Origin of the sequence: Aeromicrobium sp. Leaf350 (assembly GCF_916858655.1) — a bacterium.
GTDB lineage: Bacteria > Actinomycetota > Actinomycetes > Propionibacteriales > Nocardioidaceae > Aeromicrobium.
On the sequence record NZ_CAKASL010000001.1, the window covers coordinates 1239551 to 1265781 of the forward strand.

Below are 26231 nucleotides of genomic sequence, written 5' to 3' on the forward strand. Positions count from 1 at the left end.
GGATCGGCTTGACTCGTTCTGCACTCGAGTGCACAATGTGACTCAGACCACTATTGCACCGAGGTGCAATCGATCTCTCCAGGAGGAGTGACATGGCCAACCTAGCGTCCACGACGGACCACACGGATCTGGACCCGTACTCGGCACAGGCCCAGGCAGACCCCTTCCCGTACTACGACTCACTGCGTGATCTCGGTCCGACCGTGTACGTGCCCGGTCGCGACGTCTGGCTCGTCCCCGGTCACGCGGAAGCCGTCCAGGTGCTGCGCAACCACACCGACTTCGTGTCCGGCGACGGCGTCACGTTCGAGGTGCCGACGACCCGCACGGAGCGTTACCCGCTGATCGAGAACGACCCGCCGCTCCACAACGTCATCCGCCGATCGTTGCAGCCTTCGTTCACCAAGACAGCGATCGAGGCATTCAGGCCCGGCGTGGAGTCGGCGGCGACCGCGATCGTGGACCGAGCCGTCAGCCTCCGCGAGTTCGACGCCGTCCAGGTCCTGGCCCAGGAGATGCCTGACCAAGCCATGACCCTGCTGACGGGCATCACCCCGCCCAGCGCGCAGACGCTGGCCGACTGGAGCGACGCCACGAGCCGCGGCGAGGAACCCGCCGGCACCGAGGAGCACGCCGCCCTCGTCATGGAGTCGATCACCTGGCTGGTCAGCGAAGGCCTGCCGAACATGCCCGAGCACTGCCTGGGCCGGCTGATCGTCGAGTCCGGCGGCAACGACGGCAACATCGACGGAGAAGGTTCGCACCGGCTGATGTCCTTGGCGTCTCTGTGGCTCGCAGGGATCGACTCCACCGGCGCCCTGCTGGGCAACGCGATCAACGCCTTCATCGACCACCCCGACCAGTGGGACCTCTTGCGTCGTCGACCGGACCTCATCCCGAACGCCGCCGAGGAGCTCCTGCGCTACGGCGCTCCGTTCCGAGCCTTCTTCCGGCGAACCCGCGCCGCCGCCGACATCGGCGGCGTCGAGGTGCCGCCCGGCGCCCGTGTCGCCGTCATGCTGGCGGCCGCGAACCGCGACCCGCGACAGTTCCCTGACCCGCACCGGCTCGACGTGACCCGCGAGAACGCCAAGACGCACCTGGCGTTCGGCAACGCCCTTCACGTGTGCCTCGGCTCGCCCCTGGCGCGCATGGAGGTCACCTCGTTGCTGACCGAGCTCACCCGGCGCGTGGAGCGTTTCGAGCGCGCGGGCGAAGCAGTTCGTAGCCCCAGCCAGACCGTCCACAAGTTCGAGACGCTGCCTGTCAGCGTCGTCCTCGCAGAAGGAGCATGACCGTGCAGTACGACAAGGGCCCCCACGACCTCGGCGGAGGCTGCTTCGCCTTCCTGCTCCCCGACGGCCACTGGGGAGAGAGCAACACCGGGCTGATCCGCGGCGACGGCGAGTCCTTGCTGGTCGACACCCTCTACGACCTCGCCCACACGCAGGAGATGCTCGACGCGTACGCCCCGCTGACGGCCGACCACCCGATCCGGACCCTGGTCAACACCCACTCCGACGGAGACCACTGGTTCGGCAACCAGCTGGTCGCCGGTGAGGGCGTCGAGATCATCGCCTCCCAGGCGGCCGCCGACCTGATGACGGAGCACAACGTCGTCGAGATGGCCGCGCTGCACGACCGGCACGACCACGTCGGCGACTTCATCCGCCCCATCGCGGCCGCGTTCGACCTCTCGGGCATCATCCCGACCCCGCCGACCCACACCTTCAGCGGCCACCTCGACCTGGTCGTCGGCGGGCGCGAGGTCAGCCTCATCGAGGTCGGACCGGCCCACACCGACGGTGACGTGCTGATCCACGCCCCCGAGGCCGGCGTCGTGTGGACCGGTGACATCGTCTTCATCGGCGGAGCTCCCCTAGTCTGGACCGGACCCGTCTCGCGCTGCATCGCGGCGGTCGACCCGATCCTGGCGCTTGATCCGAAGGTCGTCGTGCCAGGTCACGGACCCCTGACCGACGGTGCGGGCGTCAAGCGGGTGCGTGACTACCTCGAGCACGTCGCCACCGAGGCGACGCGACGGTTCGAAGAGGGCCAGACGGTCGAGGAGGCCGTGAAGTCGATCGACATGAGTGCGTTCGCCGACCTCTCGGAGCAGGGGCGCATCGCCGCCAACGTCCTCAACGTGTACGAGGAGCTCGACGCCGCACGCCCGCGCGCCGACCGCCTGGAGCAGTTCAGTCGTATCGCGGCCTACGAGCTGGGGGTCGAGGCGTGAAGATCGCGCGCATCAGCCATGACGGCGGCACCCGCGTGGGCATCGTGGACGAGGATCGCGTCCAGCCCTTGGCAGCCGACCTGGGCCTCACGGATCTGCTCGCGGCCTCCCCCGCCGAGCGCGACGAGATCGTCGCGCGCACGGCGGACGGACCCGTCCTGCCCTTGTCGGACGTGCACCTCAAGGCCTCCATCGAGCCCACGACCCTCCGGGACTTCCTGACCTTCGAGGAGCACCTGGAGGGAAGCCTCAAGATCCTCCACCAGGCCGAGCCGCACCCGGTCTGGTACCAGATGCCGGTCTTCTTGTTCTACAACAGCAACCAGGCCCTCGGGCCCGGTGAGACCGTCGCCGTGCCGCCGGGCTGTGAGCTGCTGGACTTCGAGCTCGAGCTCGCCGTCGTGATCGGCAAGGCCGGCAAGGACCTGACCCCCGAGCAAGCCGGAGAGCACATCGCTGGCTACACCCTCTTCAACGACTGGTCGGCCCGCGATCTCATGGCGCCGGTGATCCCCTTCGGCATGGGTCCCATCAAGGGCAAGGACTTCGCCAACTCCTTCGGACCGTGGATCGTCACGGCTGACGAGCTCGAGCCGTACCGACGCGACGACAGGATCGCGCTGGACCTCCATGCGGAGCTCAACGGGGTGCCGCTGCCGGCCGGCGGTGACAACTCGGTCAACATGGCCTGGTCGTTCGAGGAGATGATCGCCTTCGCGTCACGCGGCACCGAGCTCAAGCCCGGCGACGTGCTCGCCTCCGGCACCTGCGGAGGCGGCTGCCTGCTCGAGTACTGGGCGCACCTCGACACCGACCAGGTACCACCGCTGAAGCCGGGCGACGTGGTGACGCTGGTCGGCGAGGGAATCGGCGCCCTGTCGAACACCATCGTGGCCGGCACCGAGCCCGTCTCGCTCGGACGAGCGCGCAAGGCTCCCGAGCGACGCCAGCGGCAGTGGGCACCCGTGGTGAGCCATGACGACTGAACCCGTCATCACGGCGTTCACCCGGTTCGCCGGACACTATGGCGGTCCCTCGCCCACGGCGTCCTACGACGAGCTCTGGCGGTGGTCCGTCGACGACTCCACCGGATTTTGGAACGCCGTGAGCACCTTCTGCGGCATCGCCTGGGACACCTCACCGGACACCGTCACCGACGGTGCCCCCATGCCGGGAACCCGCTGGTTCCCGGGCGGGCGGCTCAACTACGTGACCCAGGTCTTCGCACAGCCTCGCCGCGGTGTGGCGATCGTGGGACACGACGAGACCGGCGCGATGCGCACCATCTCGTGGCCCGAGCTCGAGCGGCAGGTGCAGTCGTTGGCCGCGAACCTGGCCGAGCTCGGCGTCGACGCGGGTGACCGTGTGGTCGGCTACCTGCCCGACCGCCCCGAGGCGATCGTGGCCTTCCTGGCCGCGGCCAGCCTCGGAGCGGTGTGGGCCGGATGCGGCGCTGACCTCGCCGGAGAGGCCGCGCTCAGCCGTCTGGCTCAGCTCGAGCCGACCTGCCTCGTGGCCGCCTCCGGCTACCACCACCGTGGCCGCTGGGTCGACCGCACCGCGGACGTCGAGACCGTGCGACGCGGCCTGCCGAGCCTGCGCGCGACCGTGCTGGTCGGTGACGGCCATGCCGCGGACGACGCCACGCTCGCGTGGGACGCCGCCATCGCCTCCTCCGTGCGGCGGACCCCACTCGCTGTCCCTTCCGGACACCCGTTGTGGGTCCTGTTCAGCTCGGGAACGACCGGCCCTCCCAAGGGGATCGTGCACGACCACGCCGGCGTCGTGGCCGAGCACCTGAAGACCCTCCGCCTCCTCCTCGACATGAAGCCCGGTGACCAGTTCTTCTGGTACACGACGCTGAACTGGATGATGTGGAACCTGCGCCTCAGCGGACTTCTCTGCGGTGCCACCGTCCACTGCTTCGATGGGGCACCCACCCCGCGTGCCCTCTGGGAGGTCGCCGAGCGCGGACGGATCACACACCTCGGCGTGAGCCCCGGCTACCTGTCTGCTGGCCGTGAGGCCGGCATCCACCCGGCGTCCGAGTACGACCTCGGGGCGCTCCGACTTCTGGGCTGCACGGGTTCGGTGCTGACCGAGACCGTTCACGAGTGGGCCGTCGAGGAGCTCGGTCCGAGTGTCATGGTGGCCTCCACCAGCGGTGGCACCGATGTCGTCAGTGGCTTCGCCGGCGGGGTCCCGACCGTGGCAGGCCGCCCCGGCGAGATCACGGCCCGCTGGCTCGGCGTCGACCTCCAAGCTTGGTCGGCCGACGGCACGCCGCTGACCGACGAGGTCGGCGAGCTCGTCGTCACCCAGCCGATGCCGTCGATGCCCGTCGGCTTCTGGAACGACCCGGACGGGGACCGCTACCGCAGCGCGTACTTCGAGGAGTTCCCCGGCGTCTGGCGCCACGGGGACTGGGTCACGGTGACTGACCGAGGTTCGGTGGTCATCCACGGCCGGTCGGACGCAACGCTCAACCGTCACGGCATCCGCATGGGCAGCGCCGACATCTGCCAGGCCATCGAGGACCTGCCGGAGGTCACCGAGGCCCTCGTGGTCGGTGTCGAGGAACCGGACGGCGGCTACTGGATGCCGGTGTTCGTGACACTCGCGGATGGTCACCACCTCGACGACGCCCTCGCTGCACGCATCCAGGCCGCCGTGCGCGACAAGGTGTCGGCGCGACACGTCCCCGACGAGGTCGTCGAGGCGCCGGGCATCCCGCACACCCTGACCGGCAAGAAGCTCGAGGTGCCCGTCAAGAACGTCCTCCGCGGCATGACCGCCCCGGCCCAGGTCACCGCGATCGACCGACCCGACCTCATGGCCTTCTACCAACAGGTGGGCGACGACCGTCGCTCCGTGACAGTGAGGTGACCCGTGCCCACGCCCGAAACGCTGGACCTCGTCGTGACTCGCAAGGAGCCCGTGGCGGTCGACGTCGTCAAGCTCACCCTGGCTCGCCGGGACGGCGGCCCCCTGCCGACCTGGGAGCCCGGCGCGCACCTCGACCTGCACCTGGGCGACGACCTCGCTGTGGTCCGGCAGTACTCGCTGTGCTCGCAACCCGCTGACCGCACGTGCTACGAGGTGGCGGTGCTGCGCGAGCCGGAAGGTCGCGGAGGGTCGGCCTACGTCGTTGACCGCCTCAACGTCGGTGACACCGTGCCGGTGAGCCTGCCGCGCAACCACTTCGCACTCGAGCCCTCTCCACGCTACGTGTTCGTGGCTGGCGGCATCGGGATCACCCCGATGCTGCCCATGATCGAGGCGGCCGAGGCAGGCGGCGCCGAGTGGACCCTGCTGTACGGAGGTCGCACGCGGTCGTCGATGGCCTTCGCTGACGATCTCGTCGCGAGATGGGGGACGAAGGTGACGGTGCAGCCCGCCGACGAGCACGGCCTGCTCGACCTGGCCGCGCTCCTCGACGCACCGTCACCGGGCACGGTGGTCTACTGCTGCGGACCCGAGCCCTTGCTCCACGCGATCGAGGCCGCTTGCTGGTCCTGGCCCGCGGGTTCCCTGCACATCGAGCGATTCGCTCCAGCCCCAACATCGGACTCCGGCGTCGAGGACACGGAGTTCGAGGTCGAGTTCGCCCAGTCGGGCGTCACACTCACGGTGCCGGCCGATCGGTCGATCATGGCCGTCGCCGACGAGGCGGACATCCCCATCGTCTACTCCTGCGAGGAGGGCACCTGCGGCTCGTGCGAGGTCGCGGTCCTCCTCGGCGAGCCCGACCACCGCGACTCGGTCCTGAGCGCACAGGAGCGCGAGGCCAGCGCGACGATGATGATCTGCGTCTCGCGTGCCCGCTCGGCCCGTCTCGTCCTCGACGTCTGACGAACCACCACCCCCAGCACGAGAAGAGACATCACCATGCCTGCACACCTGCGAGATCGCCACGTCGTCGTCGTGGGGGGCGGGTCCGGCATCGGCCACGCCGTGGCCCACGCCTGCCTCGAGCTGGGAGCCGAGGTGACGATCGCCTCGACCAGTGCCGACCGGGTCGCAGCAGCCGCCGCTCGCCTGGGTCACCGGGCACGGCCCGCCACGGTCGACGTCACCGACGAGGACGACGTCCGCCGCTTCTTCGACGGACTCGCCCCTGTCGATCACCTCGTGACGACCGCCGGGGACTGGGGCGGCCAGCGGAGCCAGACGCTCGCCGACCTCGATCTCGAGGCCGGGCGCGCCATGTTCGACGTGCGCTTCTGGGGCGCGCTGGCCCTGGCCAAGCACGGCGCTGACCGCATCACGGCCGACGGCTCGATCACCCTCACCAACGGGATGATCGGAGCCAACCCACGGAAGGGCTCGCTGGTGTCCACCGCGGTCGCAGGCAGCATCGAGCACGTGGCACGTGCCCTTTCCATCGAGGTCTCCCCCGTGCGGGTCAACGTCGTGTGCCCGGGTGTCACCAGCACCGGCGGCTGGGAGACCTTGGCCCCTGAGGATCGGGAGGCCCGACGCGGCGCGATCGCCCGCACCCACCTGATCCCGCGCCCCGCCGAGCCGGACGAGGTCGTGCAGGCCTACCTGTACCTGATGCTCGGCGGATACACGACGGGTCAGGTGATCAGGGTCGAGGGCGGAAGCACCCTGGGCGGGTGACCGCCGCGTAGGTGACAGCTCACGTGATCGTGAACCCGCCATCGACGACGATCGTCTGACCGGTGACGTAGCCCGCCGCCGGCGAGGCCAACCAGACCGCCGTCGCTGCGAGCTCCTGCGGGTCGCCCGCGCGGCCCAGGATCATCCGAGCATGCAGGCTCGCGGCGTAGTCCGCGTCATACTGCTCGGTCATCTCCGAGGCGAAGAAGCCAGGGGCGATGGCGTTGACCCGGATGCCCCGCCTGCTTCCCCACTGCTGGGCGAGATCCCGGGTCAGACCGCTGACTCCCGACTTGCTGGCGGAGTAGGCGGCCTGGGGCAGGCCGGCCGTGGTGATGCCGAGGACGCTGGAGATGTTGACGACCGCACTGCCCGGCAGCATCACCTGGCCGCATGCCTGGGCCATCCAGTACGAGCCGTTGAGATTGACGTCGATCACCCGCCGGAACTCCTCGGCGCTCTCGCGAAGTGCCGGAACTGCCGTGCCGACGCCGGCATTGTTGATCAGGATGTCGACCCGACCGAACTCCTCCATCGCAGCGTCGACGAGGGCGCGGCAGTCGTCAGGGTCGGCGACGTCGGTGGCGACCCTGACGGTCCGCGATCCGATCGCCTCCACCTGGGCCGCCGTCGCCTCCAGACCGTCGACCCGGCGTGCGCCCAGCACGAGGTCTGCACCGGCCTCGGCGAAGGCTGAGGCGAAGTGCACGCCAAGCCCCGACGAGGCGCCCGTGACCACGACGACCCTGCCGTCGAGGGAGAACCGGTCGAGCACCCCGCCGGGCCGGTTCTTGGTGGTCACCGCGCCCCCAGGTAGGCCTCGCGCACGCGGTCCGAGCGAAGCAGCTCGGCACCGGTGCCGGCCAGGACGACCCGACCGTCCGCGAGGACGTAGCCGTGGTCGGACAGCTCCAGCGACCGCTGCATGTTCTGCTCGGCGAGCAGGACCGTCACCCCGGCCGCGGTCACCCGCTCGATGGTGGCAAACACCTCGGCCACCACGATCGGCGCGAGCCCCAGCGAGGGTTCGTCGAGCACCAACAGGTCGGGGCGGGAGACCAGCGCCCGTGCGAGGGCGACCATCTGCTGCTCGCCCCCGGACATCGTTCCCGCGAGCTGCCGCGACCGACTCGACAGCACGGGAAACAGGTCGAGCACCTCGTCGATCGCGCCGGCGGCTCGCGCCCGCGCAGCGCGGTGATGAAGGCCGACGAGGATGTTGTCGCGCACCGACATGTCCTTGAAGAGGCGGCGCCCCTCGGGCACCAGGGCGATGCCCAGGGCCGGGCGCTCGGAGGCCGCAGCGTGCGTGATGTCTCGGCCGTCGAACGTGACGGTTCCGGAGCCGACGAGTTGCATGCCCATGAGGGCCTTCACCAGGGTGCTCTTTCCGGCACCGTTGGAGCCGATGAGCGAGACGACGGCTCCTCGCTCGACCCGCAGGTCGACCCCGCGCAGCGCGGCCGCCTCCCCGTAGCTCACGACCAGGTCCTTCACCTCAAGCATCGACCTCTCCTCCCAGGTAGGCAGCGACGACCGACGGATCAGCCAGGACGGCCTCGGGTGAGCCGTGGGCGAGATTGCGTCCCCGGTCGAGCACGTACATGCGGTCGGCCAAGCTCGCGACGGCTCGCACGTTGTGCTCGATGTAGACGACCGCGACCCCGCTGTCCCGCAGAGACGCGATGAGCGACATGCCCTCGGCGGCCTCGGCCGGGTTGAGCCCGCCGAGCACCTCGTCGAGGAGGATCAGCCGGGGATCGAGCGCGAGCGCCCTGGCGATCTCGAGGAACTTGCGCTCGTGGAGAGTCAGGACGCCGACGGCTCGGTCACGGTGGGCGTCCAGACCGACCCGTTCCAGGACGAGGTCGGCCCGGTCCAGTGCTGCGGTCCTCGCGACACGGTCGCGTCCGAACATCATCGACATGGCGACGTTCTCGACGACCGTGAAGGAGCCGAGCGGGCGTGGCACCTGGAACGTCCGGGCGATACCCGCGTGGGCGCGGCGGTGCGGAGCTGAGCGGGCGATGTCGTGACCGGCGAGCTCGATCGTCCCCGACGAAACGGAATGGGAGCCCGCGATGCAGCTCAGCAGGGTCGTCTTGCCCGAGCCGTTCGGGCCGACCAGGCCAATAATCTCGCCCTCGCCGACCTCCAGGTCCACGCCGTCAAGGGCTCGGATTCCGCCGAACCGTTTGCTGACGCCGGCGCACTTCAGCAGGGGCGTCCCTGTCATCGCGCCTCCTCCTTCGCGAGCTGGGGCTTGCGGACCTTGACGGCAACCCCCGAGAGTCCGTGCGGCATGACGGCGATGACGACCACCAGGCTCACGCCCACGATGATCTGCGCCACCTCCGCTGAACCCAGTCCGAGTAGCGCTTCGCGCAGGGCGACCACGACGGCGGCGCCGACGACTGGGCCCCACCACCGCGACATTCCGCCGAGGATCGCCATCATGATGACGAACAGGGGGATGTGCAGTGCGAACACGGCACCCACCTCGACGTAGCCGAGGAAGACCGCCTGTGGCGCTCCTGCAAGACCGGCGATGGCGCCACTGACCGCGAAGGCCACCACCTTGTAGCGGTAGGTCGGCACGCCCAGGGACTCGGCGACGGACTCGTCGTCGCGGATCGAGCGCAGGGCCGCGCCCCACCGGGTCACGGACGTCACCGCGGCGGTGATGGCGGCAAGCCCCGCGAGCAGCGCCCCGACGACGAAGAGATGACGCGTACTGGCGCCGATCCAGGTGCCGTCGGTGTGCTCACGGACGAACACGCCCGTTCCGCCGTCGAGGAAGGAGGTGTTCGACACGATCGTCATGACGATGAAGGCCATCGCCAGTGTCACGAGCCCGAACAGGTCGCCAGCGAAGCGTGGCGACGAGAACACCGCGACGCCCAGGACCAGCGCGAGCAGGCCTGCCACCAGCCCGGCCGCGAGCAAGGCGACCACGAAGGGCGCTTCGGTCGATCTGAACACCGCGGCAGCCACGTAGGTCCCGATGCCGAAGAACACGCCGTGCCCGAAGCTCGCGTACCCGGTGTTGCCGGAGAACAGGCTCCAGCTGAGGGCCAGGACGATCCAGATCAGGAACTGGAATCCGAAGGTGACCGCGAAGCCCGAGCCAAGCACGGGAAGAAGGGCCAAGGCCGCGGCCACTCCAGCGGCGATCATCACCAACGGACGACGGAGGGACGGGTCAAACGAGAGCTTCACGTGCGGCTCCTGACGAGAGGCGGTCGCGGACCAGCTGGACGACCGGCGAGAGGGCGAGGAAGAGGAACAGGAGTCCGAACGTGACGGCGGGCGACCACTGGGGCGGGAACCACAGCGACCACGCGTTCTGGATCATCAGCAGGGCGACGGCCGCCACGAGGGCCCCGACGGGTCGGCCGAGGCCGCCGAGCAGGCTCGCCACGACGACGATGCCGATCCAGTTCAACGGCAGCCCGGGCGAGAGCGGCATCTTCAGCGCCACCACCATGCCGGCGGCCGCTGCGCTCGCGCCGACCAAGCCGGAGACGACCAGAGAGATGGGCAGGAGGCGCACCCCGAAGGTCTCGGCCACTCCGGGGTCCTGACGCATGGCCTGCACCCCCCGACCCCAGCGCGTGTACCGGAGCATGGCCGCGGCGCTGCCGACGAGGAGGAACGCGACGACGAGGGCCACGACGTCGATGGGGGCGACAGAGATCGATCCGACCTTCATGGACTGGGTCAGGTCGTCGGTCAGCCACGGGCGGAGGCTGAGCAGGTCGGGGCTCCAGATCATCGAGACGACGCTCTCGGCGACGATGAACAGGGCGAACGTGATCAGCAGGCTCGTGAACGCCTCGGCCTTGATCACGTGCAGGAACCACTGCAACGCCACTCCCACGACGAAGAAGACCGGCACGGTCACGGCCAGGGTGAGGAACGGCGACCAGAGCAGCTCGGTCACGAGCGTGTAGGTGAGGTATCCACCGATGAGGGTGAGGGAGAGGTGGGAGAAGTCGGCGACACCGAGGTGGCCCCACTTCAGGCTGAGCCCGAGGGCGATGACACCGAACAGGCAACCGACGAAGACCCCGTTGAGGAGAGTCTGCGTCAGGGCGAGGGTCGAGACCGTCATGACGGTCCTTTCGCTAGGGGCGGCGTGGTGGGAACGACCCACCACGCCGCGCGTCTCGAAGGCCGGGTTGCTCAGGGCGCGAGGTCGATGGGCGCACCCGCGACGTCCTCGGGCCAGACCAGGACGCGCTTGCCGTCCTGCACCTGAGTGACCCGGTTGAAGTCCTCGCCGTAGTTGTTGAAACCGTCGAAGGAGATGTCGCCGACAACCGTGCTCACCTCGTTCGCGTTCAACCACTCGATGATGGCCGCGTTGTCGACCCCGACCTCGTTCACCGCGGTGAGCAGGATCTGCCACGCAGCGAAACCTCCGGCCGCCTGGGTCTCCACGAGGGGGAACAACCCGTCCGCCTCCGCCGCCTCGCTGAACGTCACCGCCAGGTATCGAGCGATGTCGGTGTCTCCCAGCGGCGCATGGTTCTCGTAGATCGAGGTCAGCAGGATGCCCTCGACCTGATCACCGAGGTTGGCGATCGAGGCCGGCGACGGCGCAGCCGCGTAGACGGCGCGGGGCTCGTAGCCGATGGCGTCGAAGGCCAGGTAGATGTTCGTGACGTCAGCGCCGATCGCCCCCAGGTAGACCAGGTCCGGGTCCTCGCTGGCGATGCGCGTCGCGATCGAGCTGAAGTCGGTGGTGCCGAGGTCGTACTCGACCGAGCCCACGATGTTCTTGCCGTCCTCCTCGAGGGCTGCCTCGGCAGCTGCACCGTAGCTGAGGGTCGTGGGGAACTTGGCGTTCGCGAAGAAGATCGTCTCGGGCGGGGTGTCGCTGGAGTTGAGCGCGCCGAGCAGTGTCTGTGCGTACGCGTCGAACATCTTCGTCGGATCGGTCACGCCCGCGCCGAACTGGTGGGCCGGGAAGTGGTTCTCGCCGATGAGCTGTCCCGGAGCCCCGTTCGTGGCGGTCGGATACGCATAGCCCGCGCGGCTGACCGGGCCGGCGCCGGCCAGCGTCGACGCGCCGCCGTACGGGCCCATCACCAGGTCGACGCCTTCAGCGAGGAGCCGCTCGTAGTTCGAGGCCGCCTGCGCCGGCGAGGACTGGTCGTCCAGCACCTTCCGCTCCAGCGGGCGACCGTCGATCCCACCGCACTCGTTGACCCACTCGACGACGATCTTGCCGATCTCGTCGTGGACAAGCGCCGTGGGGGCGAGTGGTCCGGTCAGGCTGAGCGAGCCCCCGACCACGATCGGCTCCCCCGTGGGCTCGGTACCGGGGTCGCATTCCATCCCTTCGACCGGCGCCACGATCTCGGCGTCGGCCAGGTCGGACGTGAGGTCCTGGGAGTCGGATGCGTCCTGCACGCCGCCGCATGCAGCAACGAGAGCGATGAAGGTCGCCGCTGCGACGAGCCGTACGCGACGAGTGGGGGTAGTAGTCACGATGGTGGTTCCTTGTCAGTTCGCGAGGAGATCGACGGCCCGCGGGGGACGAGCGTCGACACCGCGACCTGCACTGCAGTGCAGAGTGGTGTATGTCACAGTGTGCACTCAAGTGCAGTATGCGTCAACCGCCGCTCCGCCAGGGCGATTGCAGGGGCCCATCAGTCGGCTCAGATGTCGCCCGGAGTTCCCGGAGATGTGGGCAAAATGTGGGCACGAGACCGGAGTCCTGATAGGGACCTACCGTCGTTGATCCCTGGAATTGCAGCCCGATGCCGTAATCCCAACCCGCCGATGGCGGTGGGATTGCAGCCCAAATCCACAAACGAGAGAACCCCCGAAACAACTGCAATTGCAGTATATTTCGGGGGTTCTCGTCACGCGGTGGCGGTGGGATTTGAACTCGTTATCGGCAGTTCTCTGACCTGCAGCGATGCCCGATACGGTCTGGACTCGCAGTCATTCTGCCTCACGCCGACATCGCCGGGTTCACGTCAGATCACGGACAAATGTGGGCAAAATGTGGGCACGGATCAGGTGGCTAGGACCAGCGAACGACTCGACGTGACCGGCCGGCCGAACCCGTTGACGTGACATGAGCGCCGATCACCAGAGTCCATCCTCAAGCACCTCCCGGATCATTCGCTCCGCGGCATCGACCTCGCGCGGTCGACGATGGTCGGCGAGGTCAGCAGCAACCATGAGGCGTGGCACACGGTCACGTACCAAGTCGCTCACCCTCAATACAACCTCGCCTTGACCAGGGTCGGCGGTCACCAACCAGAACTCATCGACGAGTGCCTCCAGCTCTCCCGGTCGGACGTACCCCTCCACCAAGCCTCCCGAGGAGACCCGCGAGTCCAGACTCGAGACCCCGGAGAGCCGCACACGCTTCGCCAGCTCGGTCAGCGACTCGGCTTCCGCGTGCCACCACCCGACGACACCCCGCGACCACATCCAGGCCTGGACGCGAGCGACCTGGTCACGCGAATCGGTCAGGGAGGTCAGGCGCCTTCGGAGCCGAGACCGTTCACTGGACTCCAACCAACCGGCGGGATCCCCGTCTGCCATCGCCGCAGCCGCCCACGAGACTCGCTCGGCCATCGGTCGTGACGGCATGGCGGACCACCGGTTGACCTCGGCCTCGGCGATCGCCCACTGCGACCCGACTTTCTCGGCTCGCACTCGGCCGGCCACGGCAAGCTGGCGAGCCCTGGTGACGGAGATCCCCACCTCGGCCGCAAACTCCGGGACAGACAGCATGGCCCTAATCTAGCGTTGCCGCTATATAAGTGTCTGCCGAAGCTCGAGCGCCTCGACGCTCCCACAGGCCCACGATCGGATTCGCAGAGACTCGCATCGTTCGGCGTGACTACCTCGGAGTGAGAGAGACGCCTTCATCCTGGGACGACAGGTCAGTGGCGCTCAGGCTGTTCTCGACAATGGCGTCCCCGACGGCTCGCACGAAGCGGTCACCGCTGGCGATCAGGTCGCCGTAGACCGACCGCCAGTCGCACGACTGCTCTCGCCAGGGTGCGCCCCAGACATGCCCGCCGCATCGGCCCTCCCTGCACCCTGCTGCCGGACGGCGGGGTGTCGAACCCGAGGCCGCGCTGATTCCGACCTGATGCGGCCCGCTCGCCAGCCGGTCCACCTGGATCAGTCCGGGATCGGGAACCCGAAGTTCTTCAGGTTCAGGGTGTTGGAGTCAGGGCCACCTCGCTCGCCAGTGTCGAGTCGGTCGATATTCTCGACCTCCTCGGCAGTGAGCTCGAAGTCGAAGACATCGAAGTTCTCGGCGATGCGGTGTGCTTTGACGGACTTGGGGATTGCGGAGAACCCATGCTCGATGTGCCACCGGAGAGTGATCTGGGCAGCGGTCTTGCCGTACTTCTCCGCGAGACCGACGATGACCTTGTCCTCTAGTGGATTAGCGGTCACGTCGTCGTTGTAGGTGTACGAACCGCCGATCGGCGACCATGCTTGCGTCAAGATGCCGTGCCGATCGTTGGCTTCGCGCCACGCCGGCTGTGTGAAGTAGGGGTGTACCTCGATCTGGTTGACCGCGGGCACGACAGTCGTGCGAGTGACCAGCTCGTCGACCTGCTCGGGATTGAAGTTCGAGATGCCGATCGCGCGAACCCGACCATCGGCGAGAAGGGTCTCCAGCGCCGTGTAGGCCGCGATCGTCTTGTCGAACTCGTCCGCCAAGGGCTGGTGGAGGATCAGGAGATCGATCTGATCGACATCCAGCTTTCGTCGGCTCTTCTCGTACCCGCGAAGGGTTGCCTCGTATCCGTAGTCCGACATCCAGATCTTCGTCTCGAGAAACACCTCCTCCCGACTGATCTCAGATCGCTTGATCGCCTCGCCGACTTCTCGCTCGTTGAAGTAGGCAGCCGCAGTATCGACGTGGCGATACCCCACCTGAAGGGCGGTGACGACCGCCTCGATCGTTTCCTCGGGGCTGCTCTGGTACACCCCCAGTCCGACTGCGGGCATATCGACACCGTTGTTCAGGGTGAGGGTGGGTTGCGTAGAGCTCATGAGTGTCCTCTTTGTCATCAAGATGGGGTGATTAGGGCTGGTCCGGTCTGCGTCGACGCAGGCTCAGCGCTGAACGCTCCGAAACGGCAGAAACTGGGTCTCGATCCCGTACTGCTCTCGGAACTCGTCGCTGACCTCGCCGAGCATCACGGCTGAGAGCATCTCCGTGGAGGCAGCGAAGTCTTCCTGCCCGGAAGCCGTCAGCTTCATGTGCTGGTGGATTGCCGCTTCGTCCACGTACGTCTCGTGCTGGTAATAGACCCCTTCGGGGGACCTGAAGAGCTCGTACCCAAGGACGTAGGGCTCGTGCTGTTCCGTCGTGGGCAGGACTTCGTCGAGGTAGCGCTGGAACCGCGCCTCGTCGATCACGCGATAGCTGAAGATGGCGTCGACGGCCATGGTGTCTCCTTTGAGAGCGTGCCAAACCAAGTAGTTTGGTCAACACTAACGCCCGCTGGCGGAAAGTCAAACCAAACGGTTTGGCGCGCTAGGATGGACTCATGCCCGCCCCCGCCGACGGTCGAGCCACCGCGAACCACAGCGACGGAACGAGGGCGCGGATCGTGGCCGCAGCTCTGGAAGAGTTCTCGCAACACGGGATCGCCGGCGCGCGAATTGATCGGATCGCCAAGCGGGCCAGGACGAGCAAAGAACGTCTCTACGCCTACTTCAGGAGCAAGACGGACCTCTACCAGCAGACCGTCGATCGGGAGCTCGTGGTCCTCGCCGATGTAGCACCCATGAATCCGTCGGACCTGCCGGCCTATGCGGGCGCACTCTTCGACTACTTCTCCGACAATCCCGAGCGCTTCCGTCTCATCGCCTGGGGCCGGCTCGAATCGGATTTCTCCCTCCCGGGCGCCAGGGACTCGTTCAACACCGTCATCCAGAGCAAGATCGCCCGACTGGCACTGGCCCAACAGGACGGTGACCTCAGCAAGGATTGGGATCCGATCGACATCTTGGCTCTCGTCAATCAGCTTGCTGCGACCTGGGCGTCGCAACCAGACCTGCAGTTCGCCGCCACCTCGGCGGCCCGCAACGTCGACCGCGCGGCTCGACGAGCGGCGGTGATCAGCGCGGTGCAAGCGGTGTTCCCGGCTCGTGCGAGCGGGTAGTCCGGCCATCGAGACCTCAGTACCGGTGATGCACCATCGCCATGTCGATCGCCCGCGTACGCGACGCAAGTTCGAACAGGACGTCACGTCTGAAGGCGAGAGCGTCATGGCGAGTCGCCGAACCCGTCCACTCCCGTGAGCTCCGCGGACAGCGTCCAGAGTCGCGCCGCTTCGCCAGGGTCGACAGCCCAGGTCGACACACCTCCACGCGGCTCATCCGTCCAGGGGCCGGCGACATTGCAGTCCTCCAGGTACAACCCGCCTAGGTCGTCAAGAGATTTTGAAGTTGCAGCCCACACCTGGGTGGCGGCACCTTGCTCAGGCGTCTTCTCGCCGGCGATCCGCTGGCGGACCCCGGCGCTGGTCACGCCTGACGCCTCCAGTTCAGCAGCGCTCAGGTGACGCGCCAGACCCGTGTGAACCACCCCAGGATGCAGCGAGAAGCTCCGTACGCCGCGGTCGCGACCAAGGCGGTCGAGGTGGACGGCGAAGAGGGCGTTGGCGGTCTTCGACTGTCCGTAGGCGGCCCATTTGTCATACCCATGGTCGAACATGACATCGCCCCAACGCATGGGCGACCGCGAGTGCCCGGCGGAACTGACGCAGATCACCCGTGAGCCAGAGCGGAGCAGCGGCCTGATGTGATTGATCAGGGCGAAATGCCCCAGGTGATTGGTGGCGAACTGCGCCTCCCAGCCCGGACCGACACGGGTCTCCGGGCAAGCCATGACGGCCGCGGACGTGATGACCATGTCGATGGCGGCGCAGGACGCGAGCAACTCTTGGCCGCATCTCGCCACGTCGGCGAGCGAGGACAGGTCAAGCTGGATGACTCTCGTCTGGGGAAGGCGCTCGAGCACGCGATGTGCGCGACGCTCGTCTCTCGCGGGAACGATCACGGTCGCTCCAGCGCGGGAGAGGGCGCGAGTCGTCTCGAGGCCGAGGCCCGAGTACCCTCCAGTGACCAGTGCGGTCCGCCCTCGCAGGTCGACGCCCCGGAGAACTTCGTCCGCTGTCGACTGAGCCCCGAACGGGACCGGCAGCCGCGGTTGGTCGAACTGTCCGGGCGTCACCTCTCGACTCCCACTTGTCGGCCGGTCGCGCCGACGTCGCGACGTGACTTCATGTAGAGCGCCACTGAGCCGTCAAACTCGTTGAGCATCGACTCGGAGACGTGGAGCTTCTCGCTCAGCATCTTGCGAGCGGCCATGTGCTCAGCGGCAGAGTTGACCGATTCGACGCACACAAGGCGCCCCTCGTCCGCGAAGTGGAGGACGGAGAATCGGCCCTCTTCCACACTGCCAACTGTGCGACGGATCGAGCCGTGTCCCGGTAGCCCTGCCGTCTGGACCCGCACGTCGTACTGGTGCGTCCAGAACCAGGGAGGGGTGTCATAGGGTGCGGCGGTCTCGCCAAGCAGTCGTCTCGCCAGGTACTTGGCTTGGTCAACGGCATTCTGCACGGACTCGAGCCGGATGGAGCCGCCTTCCTCTGTCGTGCTCGGAAACCGCGCACAATCACCGATCGCCGAGACGTGCGGGTCGCTCGCGGAGAGGTACTCGTCCACGACGACGCCGTTCGAAAGCTTCAGCCCGCTCCCACGGAGCCAGTCCTCATTGACCAGCACTCCGATACCGGCGACGACCACGCTCGCCGGCAGCCGGGTTCCATCGACCAGGCGAACACCGTCACCGACATCGCCTGGCTCCGATCTGAAGGAGTCCACGCGCGCGCCGAGGAGGAGCTTCACACCGTGGGCTCGATGCTGCCCCTCTAAATAATCGGCAATCTCGCTGGAAGCGACCCTCGACATGGTGCGATCTTCTGCCTCGAGGACCGAGACGCGATGGTCATGTCGGACCGCCGTGGCGGCGAGCTCAAGACCGATGAAACCGCCGCCAACGATGACGACGTCAGTCGGTGGACGGCCCACGAGCGCCGCGCGCAATTCCAGAGCGTCATCGAGTGTGCGGAGGAGCGACGCATCCTCGGCAGGCTCGCCGCCTGTGGCCAAAGCTCGCGCCCTCACCCCGGTTGCGACGACGAGGTGGTCGTAGTCGAGCTCGCTACCGTCCACCAGCTCCACTCGCCGCTCAACACAGCGCACACCTTTCGCGCGCACACCGGTCAGGAGCGAGATCTCCTTCTCGGCGTAGAAGCGGATCGGGCGCAAGGCCAGTCCCTCAGCGCCCTTGGTTCCTGAGATGAATTCCTTTGACAGCGGGGGCCGTTGGTACGGCGTGTGAGGCTCGTCGCCCACGAGGACGATCTGACCCTCAAAACCGCTCGTTCTTAGAGAAATTGCCGCCTGAGTTCCGGCCTGACCCGCGCCGACGATGACCACCTTCGCGTCCCGACTCAGGCTCGCAGGTGCGGAATCACTAGCGGTCGACACGATTTTTCCTTGTCTTTGCAGGGCAACTAAGAGGGCAGACGCTAGTCCTCAGGTATGGCGGGAGTCAACGATTAGCACCGATTCGGATGTCTCATTCTTTGAGACTCTCGCCATTGGTTGAACGACTGTTCTAGACCTCTAGGTATGATGTGTATCACAAATAGAGGTTGGTGGCTCCGATCTCCACCGCCCCTGCCGAGGCGGTCAGTAGATCGGCGTGTGAGCGCTGAGGGGCTTCCACATCGCGAGTCATCGGGCCCGCGCTCCAGACGAAAGGAGTTGTCGTTTCACATGCGGATCACAGTGACCGCCCGTTCCGGGGACATTCACTCACTCGACGGCGAGGTCGGGCTGACGTTGATGGAGGTGTTGCGGGATGCCGGCGTCGATGACGAGATCGGAACCTGCGGAGGTTGCTGCTCCTGCGCGTCGTGCCACGTGTACATCGAGGCAGTCGACGGCTCGCAGCTCCCCGATGTGGCCGATGACGAGGACGACCTCTTGTCTTCACTCGACGCCCGGACCACACGGTCCCGGCTCGCTTGCCAGATCGACCTTCCGGCCGACCTCGAATCCATCGACGTATCGCTGGCGCCCGAGGCCTGACTCGAGATCTACAGGCGCATCTCTTGCGACACCAACATCGGCGAGCGGCTACGCCGCCAGGACCTAGAGGAGATCTGATGAGTACAGAGACAGAGTTCGACCTTCCCACCAACGTGCCGCCCTCACTGGTTCGAGACCTTGACATGTATCGACTCCCGGGCTGGGAGTCCGACCCGCAGCTGGGGTGGACGGAGTTCAGCAAGGGAGGCGAACCCATCGTGTACTCGCCGCACAACGGTGGGCACTGGGTCGCCACGGTCCCGGAAGACATCCTCGGCATCTATCGAGACCACAAGAACTGGTCCAACTTCGACATCTCCGCGCCGAAGCATCCGGGCCCGCGCATGCCTCCCCTGGAGTCGGACCCTCCTCTGCACAGCTTCTACCGCAAGTCGATCCAGCAGCTGTTCACGCCGATGGCACTGCGCGAGATCGAGCCGCTGATCCGCCAGCTCTCCGTCTCCTACATCGAGGAGTTCTTGCCGAAGGGCCGGTGCGAGTACGTCACCGAGTTCGGACTGCCGCTGCCGATCACCGTCTTCCTCGGGATCATGGGAATGCCGATCGAGGACGGGTCCCGCCTCAACAGCTACCTCAACGGCGCCCTCACCTCGACCGAGATGGACGAGAAGATGGGCTACTTCGCTCAGATCGCGGAGTATGTGCACGGCCATGTCGAGGATCGCATTGCCGACCCTCGAGCAGATGGGCTGACTCGAATCACCGAGAGCCAGGTCCAGGGCCGGCCCATGACGCCGGAGGAGGCCAAGGCCATTGCCACGATGACGACACAGGGCGGTCTCGATTCGGTGGGGATGTTGCTCAGCTTCATCACGCTTCACCTCGCCGAGAACCCCGACGATCGCGCCTACGTTGCCAACCACCTCGACGACCTCGACCACGTGGTTGCGGAGCTCTCGCGTCGCTACTTCATCCCCAACGAGATGCGCACAGTCCCGACCGACCGCGAGTTCCACGGAGTGACGCTGAAGGCCGGCGATCTCATCGCCGTCAATCCGGCGCAGTACAACTTCAATGAAGAGCTGTTCCCCGACCCCGCCAAGGTCGACTTCAGCCGACCGAAGCAGACTCACATCACTTTCGGCGCCGGAGCCCATGCCTGCCCTGGCGCGAACCTCGCGACTCTCGAGGTCAAGATCTTCCTCCAGGAGTGGCTCTCTCGTATCCCGGAGTTCGAGGTCGACCCCGATCGACCGGCGCCCGTGAAGCGCTGCGCGCAGCTGCATGGCATCAGCGATCTGAACCTGCGTTGGCCCACCGCGTGATGCCGGAGTCGAACCAGCGTTTGAGGCGAACCTGGGACAGTGCGGAGGTTGACGTCACGTGTTCGTCGACAAGGTAGCCGTCGTCATCGGCGGGTCGAGCGGGATCGGATGGTCTACCGCGCAATCGTTTTCACAGCAGGGGGCCACGGTGGTCATCGCCGCCGCCGAGTCCGAGTCCGCCCTGGAAGCACGAGTCCAAGCGCTCGACTCCCCTCACCGGGGATGGGCCATGTCCTGCGACGTCACCGACCGCCGAGCGGTGAGCGATCTCTTCGAACACGTGGGCAACCGCGCCGGCGGCGTGGACATCGTCGTCAACTGCGCGGGCTACCACGCGATGACACCAGTGTTCGAGACGAACTCGACCGAGACCGATCGGCTCATCGGGGTGAACCTCATCGGAGGCATCAACGTGATCCAAGGCGCAGTCCAGGCGATGCATGGTCGAGGAGGTGTGGTGGTCGCAGTGACGTCGACCCAATCGGTCCTCGGGGAACCAGGTCAGGCGGTGTACGCCGCGACGAAGGCCGCCATCGCCCACTACATCCGATCTGTGACACCGGAGCTGCGTCGCACCGGGATCCGTGTCGTCGGATTCGCCCCCGGAGCGGTCGACACCCCCATGGTCGAAAGCGTCAGCAGGCCGACAACTCCCGAGATGTCCGCTTGGAAGGAACGGCTGGAGACGTACGACAACAGCAGTCCCGACGGCCGGTTCTTCCTGCAGCCGCAGGAGGTGGCGTCGGCGATCACCTTCCTCGCCTCCGACGGCGCGAAGGCCTTTCACGGCGTCAATCTCGTCGGAGACCAAGGTCGGACCTCGGCCCTGTTCGGTCTCCCGGACATCGAAAGCTAGCCGCGTGGTTTCCTGGAGCGCTCTCGACCAGCGTGAACCGCGGCCCTCGACATGACCACCTCCGAGCTCGACGCGCTGAGAACTCTGCTGACGAGACGACACAGCGTGCGAGGATTTCGGCCCGATGCCGTTCCTTCGGAAGTGATCGAAGCCGTGTGGACAACCGCATCCCGCACGCCGTCGTGGTGCAACACGCAGCCGTGGGAAGTGGTGGTGACCTCCGGTGACGCGACTCAACGCTTGAGAAGGACGTTGTCGGCCGCATTCGTCGACGGGACACCAAACCCGGACCTCGAGTTCCCAACCGCGTATCACGGAATCTACCGAGGCCGCCGACTGGAATCGGCACTCCAGCTGTACGGTGCCGTCGGCGTCGAGCGAGGCGACAGAGCCGCGTCGGCTGCTCAAGCCGGGAAGAACTTCAGCTTCTTCGGCGCGCCCCACGTCGCAGTCATCACCACCGAAACCGAGCTGGGCGTCTACGGGGCCGTCGACTGCGGGTTGTTCCTCAGCAACGCCCTGCTCGCCTTCGAGGCGCAGGGGGTGGGCGCGATCCCGCAAGCGGCGCTTGCCACCTACTCAGACATCATTCGCGAGCACCTCGGCATCCCCGACACCCGGCAGGTCGTCGTCTGCGTCTCCTTCGGGTGGGAGGAGACCGACGACCCTGCCAACCAGTTCCGCACCGCTCGGGCGGAACCGTCGAGCTTCGTCACCTACGCCACTTGACGCGCGGCGTCAGGCTGACAACCAGGCTCGGACCCGCTGCGCACAGCGCCGCGGTCGGATCCTTCAGCTCCACACCGCGTCAATAGATAGTTCGAACCTCGCCGGCTCCGGAGACGGAGCGACGCTGCGTGAGAAGCGAGGCGCCGGGTGGTGCTGATCCGCACCGCCCAGGTTGACGACGGAGCCACGCTCCACGACATGCGGATGCCGAGTCGCTTCCTCGAAGCTGAGGACTGGAGTCACGCAAGCATCGGAGCCGTCGAACACGGCCGACCACTCGTCACGCGACTTGCCTCGGAACGTGTCGGTGAAGACGACCCGCAGTTCATCCCACCGGCTCCGGTCGTACTGCTCGGGGAGGTCCCCGCCGGCAAGGCCCATGAGTCGGATGAACTCGCGGTAGAACTGCGGCTCGAGCGCCCCGACAGCCATGAACAACCCGTCGGACGTCTCGTAGGTGTCGTAGAAGGGCGCACCCGTGTCGAGCAAGTTGGTGCCCCGCTCGTCGCTCCACCGACCTTGCGCACGGAAGTTCCAGATCAGGTGGGAGAGAGCAAAGACACCGTCGACCATGGCCGCATCGATGACCTGCCCCTGACCCGACGACTGCCGTTCGTACAGCGCCGCGAGCACGCCGAAGAGCAGGAACATCGACCCGCCACCGAAGTCGCCGACCAGGTTGAGGGGAGGGATCGGACGGGCACCCTGCCGACCGACGGCGTTCAGCACTCCCGTCAACGCGATGTAGTTGATGTCGTGTCCAGCTGTGCTGGCCAGTGGCCCGTCCTGGCCCCACCCGGTCATGCGCCCGTACACCAGTGCGGGATGACGTCCGAGCATCTCCGTCGGCCCGAGGCCAAGCCGCTCGACGACCCCTGGTCGAAAACCCTCGAGAAGAACGTCACTGCGAGCGATCAGTCGCTTCACCTGTTCGAGCTCCGCCGGGTTCTTCAGGTCCGCGGAGATGATGCGGCGACCTCTCAGAGTGTGGTCAGCCTGGATGTCCTTGGTCGCGTCTCGACGGCGCACGCAAACGACGTCCGCGCCCAAGTCGGACAAGAGCGTCCCCGCGTGCGGCACGGGACCGATGGCGGCGAGCTCGACCACGCGAAGTCCGGACAGCGGGCCGGCGCCTCCGGGCGACCACATGTGCGACCCGTCACCGCCCTCGGAATCAACCACTTGTCACGCCCTCCTGCGACTCCTCGAACGCGTAGCGAACGAGACTGTCAGCGACGCATGCCGGCTTGGGTCGCCCGTCCACGGAGACCACGGTCCGGTAGGTCGCCTGGATTCCATCGGGCACGTCGCGGACTGCCGCGAGGGTGACCTCACCGCGGATGCGATCACCGCAGCGGACCGGGGAGGGGAACCGCACTCGATCAAGGCCGTAGTTGACGGCAAGCCGTTCGCCGGAGATCTGGTACGTCTGGCGAGTCAGCACCGGAAGCAGGGACACGGTCAAGAACCCATGGGCGATCGTCGCCCCGAACGGACCGCTCTTGGCTCGTTCCGGGTCGACGTGGATCCACTGGTGGTCGCCCGTGGCGTCAGCGAAGAGGTCGATGCGTTCCTGCGTCACCTCCAGCCAGTCGCTGACCCCCAGCACCTGACCAACCTGAGCTCGCATGTCTTCGGCCGATGTAAAGACTTTCACGCAGAATGCCCTCCGTCGCGTCCATGCATGTCAATCACCCTTTCTCGGCCCGCCGACGTCCGGCGTAGGCGGCAATGGCGACGGACGCGATCAGTGTCACGCCCTGGATGAGGTCGGCGATCCACGGCAGATCCGGGTACCGCAGCTGTAGACCCTTGACAGCGGTCGCCAGCAGGTAGAGCGCGATCAGCGTTCCGAACACGTTGAATCTGCCTGGCTGCACCTGGGTCGATCCCAGGAACGCAGCTGCGAATGCCGGGAGCAGGTACGGGTCACCCGCACCGAAGGATGCCGCGCCGAGCTGCATCGTCAGGACGATTCCTGCGAGCGAGGCGAGCAGGCCCGACACGATCAGGGCGCTCCACTGGACTCGCACCACTCGAATGCCGGCCAGCCGTGACGCCTCAGCGTTGGCACCGATCGCTCGGAGATACCGGCCCCATGGGGTGTGCTCGATCGCGAACCACAGCAGCAGTGCAATAGCCGCCAAGTAGTACACCGGCAGGGGGATCGACAAGAACTGAGACTGGCCGAACGAAATGAAACCCGGCGAGATGCCATCGATGAACGTCTGCCCCTCAGCGATCCAGTATGCGACCGCTGCGAGGATCGCCGAACTGCCCAAGGTGGCGATGATCGGTTCAACCCGTAGGACCGTGACAGAGACGGCATTCAGAGCACCCACGGTCGCACCCGCCAGGAGCGTGAGCACGACTGCCACGAGGGGATGGAAACCCATCTCTGCTTGCAGCCAACCGACGAGACTGATCGACAGAGCCATGGTGGCCGCAATGGACACGTCGAACACGCCGCTGATCAGGGACACGACGAGGCCGAGCGTCAAGATTCCTGCGATTGCCTGGCTGGCCAAGATGACCCGATAGTTCTGCGGCGCGGCGAAGCGCTCGTCGGAGAGCGTGAACAGGACGAGCAGAGCGATCAGGACGTACAGCCCGGCCAGGCTGGACAGCCGCAGCGATCCGACGCTCCACCGCGCCGGTCGCCGCGTGATGCCGACGCCACGGTCGAGGGTGTCAGGACTTTCTGCCGGGTCGCTGTGCCATCCATCGATCTGCACAGTCTCGGTTTCCTCAGGCATGCTCATCTTCTTTCTGGTCTGACTTGTCGTCAGCGAGACATTCGAACGCGAGCTCGGAAGCCGTGATCTCGCCCCTTGCGAATTGGCGTGCTACTACCCCGTCACGCATCACGAGAATGCGATCGCACAGGCGTACGAGCTCCTCCTCGTCCGAGCCGGCGACCACGACCGCGACACCTGTTGTTGCGGCGTCGTCGACCAATCGGTGGATGTCGGCCTTGGCTGCCACATCGACGCCTTGTGTCGGCTCGTCGAGCAGGAGGACTCTGGGTCGGCGGCGGAGCCACCGCCCGATCACCACCTTTTGCTGATTGCCTCCGGAGAGGCTGGCCAGCGGGGCTTCCGGTCCAGACGCTTTGACCTTGAGATCGCGAAACAGGTCGGCGCATTCAGCGGACTCCCTGGAGCGGCGCACGACTCCGAATCGCGCCACGCTGCGGATATCTCCCAGCATCAGGTTCTCCCGAACTGACATCTCGGCGACGACTCCGTCATCAAGCCTGGTCGCCGAGACGAATCCGACTCCACTGGTGACGGCGTGCTGTGTGTTTCGACGTTTCAACGGCGTGCCCTCGATCAGCACCGTGCCGTCGTAGTCGGATCCGCCGTAGACCGTCCGACACAAGCGTTCTCTGCCCGATCCCGTGATCCCGGCGATGCCGAGGATCTCGCCGCCGCGGACGTCGAACGAGATGGGACCGGAGGATCCGAAGCTCAGGTCACGTACTTCGAGGACGACACCGGCGGTCGTGGTGCCTGCGGCCGCAGTTCGATCCTTGTTGACCGTGGAGCCCGTCATCATCGTGATGAGGTTCTCCTTGGTGACGGTCTGGATCTCGGCCGTGTCCACCTTCCGTCCGTCTCGAAGGACCGTCACCCGGTCCGCCAGCGACATGATCTCGTCGAGATGATGCGAGACGTAGAGGACTCCGATGCCCTCGCCGCTGACACGGCGAACGAGGTGATGAAGCCGCTCGACGTCGGCGCGCGGCATCGTGGCGGTGGGTTCGTCGAGCACCAGGAGCGAAAGGTTGTCGGCGCCATGCAGTGCTCGCGCGATCGCCAGAGCCGTACGTTCAACGGGAGCGAGGCGTTCCACCGGTACAGCGAGATCGAACTCATGCCCGAGGCGTCGCACGCCGTCGCGGACGATCTGTCGATGCTGGCGCCAGCGAATTCGCGAGAGCGCGCCCGTGGGGTATCCAATCCCCAGGGCAAAGTTCTCGAGCGAGCTCAGGCGTCCGACCAGGCCGAGGTCCTGGTGGACGAATCGGATCCCTCGCTGGTGCGCGGACCCCGGGTCCCCCAGCTCCAGCGCGACGTCAAGAACCGTCGCTCTGGAGCCGGGGTCCGGGTGATGAAATCCACTCAAGATCTTGATGAGGGTGGATTTACCCGAGCCGTTCTGTCCGATGAGGGCATGGACCTCTCCCTGCCGAACATTCAGACTGACATCACTGAGGACAGGCGTGCCGCTGAAGGACTTGCCAACGCCCTCCAGTCGGAGAGCCGATGGATCTTCATCGGAGCTCCCGCGGCGGACAGATCCACCATCGGGCTCGTAGGTTGACGTCGACATC

At 66.7% G+C, this 26231-nt stretch carries 26 protein-coding genes; 11 read left to right on the plus strand and 15 right to left on the minus strand.

The window, feature by feature from the left end; all coding sequences use genetic code 11:
• Positions 1 to 92: 92 nt before the first annotated feature.
• Genes LO931_RS06295 through LO931_RS06320 form a run of 6 tightly spaced genes read left to right on the plus strand, consistent with a single transcriptional unit; the run spans position 93 to position 6862 of the window.
• Positions 93 to 1295 carry a cytochrome P450 gene (locus LO931_RS06295; protein WP_229052427.1) on the plus strand — a complete coding sequence of 401 codons (1203 nt, stop codon included), beginning with the start codon at positions 93 to 95 and terminating at the stop codon, positions 1293 to 1295.
• Positions 1292 to 2239, plus strand: coding sequence for an MBL fold metallo-hydrolase (locus tag LO931_RS06300; RefSeq protein WP_229052428.1), 948 nt, complete (start codon positions 1292 to 1294; stop codon positions 2237 to 2239). The genes LO931_RS06295 and LO931_RS06300 overlap by 4 nt, the downstream gene beginning before the upstream one ends.
• Positions 2236 to 3225, plus strand: coding sequence for a fumarylacetoacetate hydrolase family protein (locus LO931_RS06305; RefSeq protein ID WP_229052429.1), 990 nt, complete (start codon positions 2236 to 2238; stop codon positions 3223 to 3225). The genes LO931_RS06300 and LO931_RS06305 overlap by 4 nt, the downstream gene beginning before the upstream one ends.
• On the plus strand, positions 3215 to 5125 hold the full coding sequence (locus tag LO931_RS06310; protein ID WP_229052430.1) for an acetoacetate--CoA ligase: 1911 nt from the start codon (positions 3215 to 3217) through the stop codon (positions 5123 to 5125). The genes LO931_RS06305 and LO931_RS06310 overlap by 11 nt, the downstream gene beginning before the upstream one ends.
• Positions 5126 to 5128: 3 nt before the next feature.
• Positions 5129 to 6091 (plus strand): PDR/VanB family oxidoreductase, encoded by a 963-nt coding sequence (locus LO931_RS06315; RefSeq protein WP_229052431.1) that lies wholly within the window; start codon positions 5129 to 5131, stop codon positions 6089 to 6091.
• A gap of 36 nt (positions 6092 to 6127) precedes the next feature.
• Positions 6128 to 6862: an SDR family oxidoreductase gene (locus tag LO931_RS06320; RefSeq protein WP_229052432.1), complete on the plus strand. Its 735-nt coding sequence runs from the start codon at positions 6128 to 6130 to the stop codon at positions 6860 to 6862.
• A 19-nt stretch (positions 6863 to 6881) separates the two neighbouring features.
• Here the strand turns inward: LO931_RS06320 and LO931_RS06325 are convergent, their stop codons facing one another.
• The 9 genes from LO931_RS06325 to LO931_RS06365 all read right to left on the minus strand — a co-directional run bounded on the left by LO931_RS06325 (position 6882) and on the right by LO931_RS06365 (position 15304).
• A complete protein-coding gene (locus tag LO931_RS06325) occupies positions 6882 to 7664 on the minus strand; it encodes an SDR family NAD(P)-dependent oxidoreductase (RefSeq protein WP_229052433.1) in 783 nt (260 codons plus the stop codon).
• Positions 7661 to 8368, minus strand: coding sequence for an ABC transporter ATP-binding protein (locus tag LO931_RS06330; protein ID WP_229052434.1), 708 nt, complete (start codon positions 8366 to 8368; stop codon positions 7661 to 7663). The genes LO931_RS06325 and LO931_RS06330 overlap by 4 nt, the downstream gene beginning before the upstream one ends.
• Positions 8361 to 9098, minus strand: a complete 738-nt coding sequence (locus tag LO931_RS06335) for an ABC transporter ATP-binding protein (RefSeq protein WP_229052435.1) — start codon at positions 9096 to 9098, stop codon at positions 8361 to 8363. Before LO931_RS06335 ends, LO931_RS06330 begins: the two co-directional genes overlap by 8 nt.
• The gene (locus tag LO931_RS06340) at positions 9095 to 10081 is read right to left on the minus strand and encodes a branched-chain amino acid ABC transporter permease (protein WP_229052436.1); all 987 of its coding nucleotides are present in this window, start codon (positions 10079 to 10081) and stop codon (positions 9095 to 9097) included. The genes LO931_RS06335 and LO931_RS06340 overlap by 4 nt, the downstream gene beginning before the upstream one ends.
• The gene (locus LO931_RS06345; protein WP_229052437.1) at positions 10065 to 10976 is read right to left on the minus strand and encodes a branched-chain amino acid ABC transporter permease; all 912 of its coding nucleotides are present in this window, start codon (positions 10974 to 10976) and stop codon (positions 10065 to 10067) included. The genes LO931_RS06340 and LO931_RS06345 overlap by 17 nt, the downstream gene beginning before the upstream one ends.
• Before the next feature lie 71 nt (positions 10977 to 11047).
• Positions 11048 to 12280, minus strand: a complete 1233-nt coding sequence (locus LO931_RS06350; RefSeq protein ID WP_229052438.1) for an ABC transporter substrate-binding protein — start codon at positions 12278 to 12280, stop codon at positions 11048 to 11050.
• A 684-nt stretch (positions 12281 to 12964) separates the two neighbouring features.
• Positions 12965 to 13621, minus strand: coding sequence for a helix-turn-helix domain-containing protein (locus LO931_RS06355; protein WP_229052439.1), 657 nt, complete (start codon positions 13619 to 13621; stop codon positions 12965 to 12967).
• 396 nt (positions 13622 to 14017) lie between these two features.
• Positions 14018 to 14905, minus strand: a complete 888-nt coding sequence (locus LO931_RS06360) for an aldo/keto reductase (protein WP_229052440.1) — start codon at positions 14903 to 14905, stop codon at positions 14018 to 14020.
• A gap of 63 nt (positions 14906 to 14968) precedes the next feature.
• Complete coding sequence (locus tag LO931_RS06365) at positions 14969 to 15304, minus strand: hypothetical protein (RefSeq protein WP_229052441.1); 336 nt, start codon at positions 15302 to 15304, stop codon at positions 14969 to 14971.
• 101 nt (positions 15305 to 15405) lie between these two features.
• Between LO931_RS06365 and LO931_RS06370 the strand changes: the two genes are divergently transcribed.
• Positions 15406 to 16023: a TetR family transcriptional regulator gene (locus tag LO931_RS06370; RefSeq protein WP_229052442.1), complete on the plus strand. Its 618-nt coding sequence runs from the start codon at positions 15406 to 15408 to the stop codon at positions 16021 to 16023.
• 104 nt (positions 16024 to 16127) lie between these two features.
• Here LO931_RS06370 and LO931_RS06375 read toward each other — a convergent pair whose 3' ends face one another.
• On the minus strand, positions 16128 to 17096 hold the full coding sequence (locus LO931_RS06375; RefSeq protein ID WP_229052443.1) for an oxidoreductase: 969 nt from the start codon (positions 17094 to 17096) through the stop codon (positions 16128 to 16130).
• On the minus strand, positions 17093 to 18367 hold the full coding sequence (locus LO931_RS06380; protein WP_229052444.1) for an NAD(P)/FAD-dependent oxidoreductase: 1275 nt from the start codon (positions 18365 to 18367) through the stop codon (positions 17093 to 17095). The genes LO931_RS06375 and LO931_RS06380 overlap by 4 nt, the downstream gene beginning before the upstream one ends.
• 342 nt (positions 18368 to 18709) lie before the next feature.
• Between LO931_RS06380 and LO931_RS06385 the strand changes: the two genes are divergently transcribed.
• The 4 genes from LO931_RS06385 (at position 18710) to LO931_RS06400 (ending at position 21895) form a co-directional block, all read left to right on the plus strand.
• The gene (locus LO931_RS06385; RefSeq protein ID WP_229052445.1) at positions 18710 to 19024 is read left to right on the plus strand and encodes a 2Fe-2S iron-sulfur cluster-binding protein; all 315 of its coding nucleotides are present in this window, start codon (positions 18710 to 18712) and stop codon (positions 19022 to 19024) included.
• A gap of 77 nt (positions 19025 to 19101) precedes the next feature.
• Complete coding sequence (locus tag LO931_RS06390) at positions 19102 to 20310, plus strand: cytochrome P450 (RefSeq protein WP_229052446.1); 1209 nt, start codon at positions 19102 to 19104, stop codon at positions 20308 to 20310.
• Positions 20311 to 20368: 58 nt separating this feature from the next.
• Positions 20369 to 21166 (plus strand): SDR family NAD(P)-dependent oxidoreductase, encoded by a 798-nt coding sequence (locus LO931_RS06395; RefSeq protein WP_229052447.1) that lies wholly within the window; start codon positions 20369 to 20371, stop codon positions 21164 to 21166.
• 51 nt (positions 21167 to 21217) lie between these two features.
• Positions 21218 to 21895, plus strand: coding sequence for a nitroreductase (locus LO931_RS06400; protein WP_229052448.1), 678 nt, complete (start codon positions 21218 to 21220; stop codon positions 21893 to 21895).
• A gap of 63 nt (positions 21896 to 21958) precedes the next feature.
• Here LO931_RS06400 and LO931_RS06405 read toward each other — a convergent pair whose 3' ends face one another.
• The 4 genes from LO931_RS06405 to LO931_RS06420 all read right to left on the minus strand — a co-directional run bounded on the left by LO931_RS06405 (position 21959) and on the right by LO931_RS06420 (position 26230).
• Positions 21959 to 23044, minus strand: coding sequence for a CaiB/BaiF CoA-transferase family protein (locus LO931_RS06405; RefSeq protein WP_255657841.1), 1086 nt, complete (start codon positions 23042 to 23044; stop codon positions 21959 to 21961).
• A gap of 25 nt (positions 23045 to 23069) precedes the next feature.
• Entirely contained in the window at positions 23070 to 23525 is a 456-nt protein-coding gene (locus LO931_RS06410) for a MaoC family dehydratase (protein ID WP_304523496.1), read from the minus strand.
• Positions 23526 to 23586: 61 nt separating this feature from the next.
• A complete protein-coding gene (locus LO931_RS06415; protein WP_229052451.1) occupies positions 23587 to 24651 on the minus strand; it encodes an ABC transporter permease in 1065 nt (354 codons plus the stop codon).
• Positions 24644 to 26230 carry a sugar ABC transporter ATP-binding protein gene (locus LO931_RS06420; protein WP_229052452.1) on the minus strand — a complete coding sequence of 529 codons (1587 nt, stop codon included), beginning with the start codon at positions 26228 to 26230 and terminating at the stop codon, positions 24644 to 24646. The genes LO931_RS06415 and LO931_RS06420 overlap by 8 nt, the downstream gene beginning before the upstream one ends.
• Position 26231 lies beyond the last annotated feature (1 nt).